This is a genomic window from Pseudoalteromonas sp. SIMBA_162 (assembly GCF_046535955.1).
In the GTDB taxonomy this organism is placed as follows: domain Bacteria; phylum Pseudomonadota; class Gammaproteobacteria; order Enterobacterales; family Alteromonadaceae; genus Pseudoalteromonas; species Pseudoalteromonas marina.
Map to the genome: position 1 here is coordinate 1 of NZ_JAWJBQ010000697.1, position 257 is coordinate 257.

Annotated in this window: 1 protein-coding gene; it reads left to right on the forward strand. The window is 63.4% G+C overall.

What is annotated here, in order from left to right:
* Window positions 1-49: 49 nt before the first annotated feature.
* Window positions 50-257: tetraacyldisaccharide 4'-kinase (locus tag R0J88_RS21465; RefSeq protein WP_410901096.1), on the forward strand; the 208-nt coding region annotated here is incomplete at its 3' end.

The following is a 257-nucleotide window of genomic DNA, read 5'->3' on the forward strand; positions in this document are numbered from 1 at the left end:
GTGCTTATGCCGCGCTGCATCGCATCCAGTTTCGGGAGACGGCAGACGCATGAGTGAACGACTGGTAGACGCCTGGTATCGCGGCGCCGGCTGGCTTCATCTGCTGCGCCCGCTGGAACATGTCTACAAGAATGTGGTGGCGCGCAAGCGCAACGCCTATCTCACCGGCAAGCGTGAGGTCTGGAAGGCGCCGGTGCCGGTGATCGTGATCGGCAACATCACCGTCGGTGGTACCGGCAAGTCGCCGCTGGTCGCCT